Below are 3508 nucleotides of genomic sequence, written 5' to 3' on the forward strand. Positions count from 1 at the left end.
GTAGCAGCACGAACGCGACGGCCCCGAGCGAGAGCACTTTTCGGGCCCGCTGGTGTCGTTCGCCGTGCTGGTCGGTGCGATTCTCGGCGCGGGGCCGAACAGAAGCGGCGGGACCGGAGGTTCCGGACAGTGAACCTGTCGAGCTGCCCGCGTCGGTGCAGTGTCGCAGGTCCGCCGGTTCGCTTGCGTCGGCTGTCGGCCGCTCTCGCGCGCTGTTCGCGGATCGCGCACCCTCGTTGTCGTAATCTTCGAGGTGCGAGGGTGATTCGGGCTGTTGACGGCCGAGCAGGTGCGGCACCAGGGCAGCGGTGACGACCAATCCCGCGATCCCGGCGCACGTCAACGTCAGCTGCGGCGGCCACTGCGCGTATTGCGCGGCCGCGCCCGCCAACGACCCGACGAACCCGCCCGCCGAGAACATCGCATGGAAGGCGGACATGATCGGCCGGTGATACGCCCGTTCGACGTACACCGCCTGGGTGTTCATCGATACGTCGAGGGCGCCCATGCCGAACCCGAAGCACGCCACAGCGATCGCCAAAGTGATCGGGCTGGTCGCCAGTCCTGGGCCGAGCACGGTCACCGAGATCGCCGACGCGGCCGTGGCGACCAGTGTGCGGCTGCCGAACCGGTCGGCGGCCGGGCCCGCGAGCCGCATACCGACGAGCGCGGCGCCGGCCATCAGTAGCACGAGCACGCTGAGCATCGAGGCCGATACCCCGGCTCGGTCGGTGATCGCCGGAATGTGGACCACCCACATCGCGAGCAGCACCCCGTTCAGCGTGAAGGCCGCGAACACGGCGGCGCGGGCCGTCCGAAACTTGCGGTCGATCGTCGCTGAACCCACCACTTCGACGGTACCGCCTCGGCGCGGGAGTACCCGGCAATTCAAGATCACCAGGCCCTACGAGTTCGCCGTTCGGGCGCTGTCTCGGTGCGGGCCTGGTGATCAACTGTCCGACTACTGCCGAGGCGTCCAGGCGCCGGTGGCGGCGGTTTCCTTGGCGTAGTCGGTGAAATCGCGCGCCTCGCGCCCGAGAGCGCGGCGGACACCGTCGGCGGTGGCGGTGTTGCGGCCGTCGAGGATGGTGCCGAACAGGTAGTCGAGCAGGCTGATCACATCGTCGGGGACCTGGTATTCGCTCAGGGCCGCAACGAATTCCGGCCGGGAGACGGGAACGAAGGCGATCTCGCGACCGGTGGCCGCGGCGATCTCGCCGACCGCGTCGGCGAAGGTCAGGGCGCGGGGGCCCGTGAGTTCGTAGAGCTGACCCGCGTGGCGCGCGTCGGTGAGCGCGGCCGCCGCCACCTCGGCGATGTCGTCGACGTGCACGAACGGTTCCGGCACATCGCCGTTGGGCAGCGCCACTGCACCGGCGAGCACGTCGTCGACGAAGGCGCCTTCGCTGAAGTTGTGCGCGAAGAAGGCGCAGCGCACGATGGTCCAGCTCAGACCCGAATTCTGCACGATCTCTTCGCATTCCAGCGCTTCGGGTTCGCCGCGACCGGACAGCAGCACCACCGAGCGCGCGCCCGCGGCTCGGGCGGCGGCGGTGAACGCGCGGATGATGTCCGGGGCCCCGGGTACGGCGAGGTCGGGCTGGAAGGCGAGGTAGACGGAGTCGACGCCGGCGAGCGCGGGCGCCCAGGTCTGCCGGTCGGTCCAATCGAAGGGGATCGCCGCGGTGCGTGAGCCGTGGCGGACCGGTCGGCCCGCGGCTTCGAGGAGGGCCGCCACCCGGCTGCCGGTCTTGCCGGTAGCGCCGGTGATGAGGGAAAGCTGCTGGTGAGAAGCGGTGTTTGTCATAAGACAAGTACACCGTCGCGCGGCCTGCGGCGACATCGTCGTGCCGCTCACGAACATGCGTTGTCGTCTACGGGTTGTCGTCTACTGTGGAGTGGTGGATGCGTTAGCCGGTCTGCTCGAAGGTCCACGCGCCCGCGGTGCGTTCCTCATGTGTTCGCTGCTGAACCCACCGTGGTCGCTGCGCGTGCAGGACGAAGCCCCGCTCACGGTGCTCGCGATGATCCGCGGAAAGGCTTGGGTCAGCACCGATTCCATGCCGCCGCGGCAACTCGGCGCGGGCGACGTCGCGGTTTTCCGTGGGCCGCAGCCGTATACGGTGGCCGACGATCCGGCGACCGAACCCCAGGTCGTCATCCAGCCGGGGCAGGTCACCACGACGCCCGAGGGTGAGATCCTGTGCGAGACACTGAGTCTGGGCGTGCGACAGTGGGGCACCGATATCGACGGTGAGACGCTGATGGTCACCGGAACCTACGAATCCGCGGGCGCGGTGAGCAGACGGTTGCTGCGTGCGCTGCCGCAGGTCGCGGTGCTGCCGCGCGGTGAGCTCGATACCCGACTGCTCGATCTGCTCGTCGACGAAGCGACCAAGGACCTGCCCGCGCAAACCGCCGTTCTCGACCGCCTGCTCGACCTGCTGCTCATCGCCGCCCTGCGTGCCTGGTTCGCCCGCGACGACGCCCCCGCCTGGTACCACGCCTACAGTGATCCGCTGGTCGGCAAGGCCCTGCGCCTGCTCCAGCACAATCCGGCCCATCCGTGGACGGTGGTCGCCCTGGCCGAAGCGGTCGGCATGTCCAGGGCCGCGCTGGCCCGCCGGTTCAGCGAGCTGGTCGGGGAACCGCCGATGAGCTTTCTGACCGAATGGCGGCTCTCGCTCGCCGCCGATCTGCTCGCCGAATCCGACGCGACGGTGGAATCCATCGCTCACCAGGTCGGATATGGCAGCGCCTTCGCCCTCAGCACCGCCTTCAAACGGCACTTCGGGGTGAGCCCGCGCGACCACCGGCAGGGGAGCGCGGCATGATGACCCGATGAGCTATCCCGTCCTGTGGCCGATGCCGACCCGGTGGGCCGACAACGACCAGTACGGCCACGTGAACAACGTGACCTACTACTCCTACTTCGACACCGCCGTGAACGCCTGGCTGATGCGCGCCACCGGTACCGACATCACCGAGCTGCCCGCGCTCGGCGTCGTCGCGCAGACGTCGTGCCGATTCCACGGCTCGGTCAGCTTTCCCGACCAGCTCCAGGTGGGCCTGCGGATCGCCCGCCTCGGCACCTCGAGCATCACCTACGACCTGGCGATCTTCCGCGCGGGCGACGGCGGGCTCGAGCTCGCCGCCACCGGCGAATTCGTCCACGTCTATGTCGACGCCGACACCCGCAAACCGGTGGCGATCCCCGAGGTGGTGCGGACAGCAGCCGCGGAGCTCGTCACCGAGTAGCGTTTACGAGGCTATGACGCCGACCTCGGGGCGATGTCGACTCTGAAGCCCGTCGTCGCACAGCGTTCAGGATGCAATGACGCCGACCTCGGGGCGATGTCGACTCTGAAGCCCGTCGTGGCACAGCCTTCAGGATGCAATGACGCCGACCTCGGGCCACTCGCTGCCGCGGCGGGCGCGCAGGATGATCTGGCCCGCGGGCGAGTCGGGTGGTCCGGGGAGGGCAGCGAAGGTCTTCTTGTCTGTGTCG

General features: G+C 69.0%; 4 protein-coding genes. 2 read left to right on the top strand and 2 right to left on the bottom strand.

Going from position 1 to position 3508, the window contains the following annotated elements:
* On the bottom strand, positions 1 to 847 hold an 847-nt coding region (locus ACFWF3_RS28755), incomplete at its 3' end, for an MFS transporter (protein WP_379316645.1).
* 114 nt (positions 848 to 961) lie between these two features.
* Positions 962 to 1807, bottom strand: a complete 846-nt coding sequence (locus tag ACFWF3_RS28760; protein WP_378995484.1) for an NAD(P)H-binding protein — start codon at positions 1805 to 1807, stop codon at positions 962 to 964.
* A 94-nt stretch (positions 1808 to 1901) separates the two neighbouring features.
* Between ACFWF3_RS28760 and ACFWF3_RS28765 the strand changes: the two genes are divergently transcribed.
* Together ACFWF3_RS28765 and ACFWF3_RS28770 are read left to right on the top strand one after the other, a co-directional pair.
* Positions 1902 to 2834: an AraC family transcriptional regulator gene (locus tag ACFWF3_RS28765; protein WP_378995486.1), complete on the top strand. Its 933-nt coding sequence runs from the start codon at positions 1902 to 1904 to the stop codon at positions 2832 to 2834.
* A 7-nt stretch (positions 2835 to 2841) separates the two neighbouring features.
* Positions 2842 to 3258 carry an acyl-CoA thioesterase gene (locus tag ACFWF3_RS28770; RefSeq protein ID WP_378995488.1) on the top strand — a complete coding sequence of 139 codons (417 nt, stop codon included), beginning with the start codon at positions 2842 to 2844 and terminating at the stop codon, positions 3256 to 3258.
* Positions 3259 to 3508 lie beyond the last annotated feature (250 nt).

This window comes from Nocardia sp. NPDC060220, from assembly GCF_042727815.1.
Taxonomy (GTDB): Bacteria; Actinomycetota; Actinomycetes; order Mycobacteriales; family Mycobacteriaceae; genus Nocardia.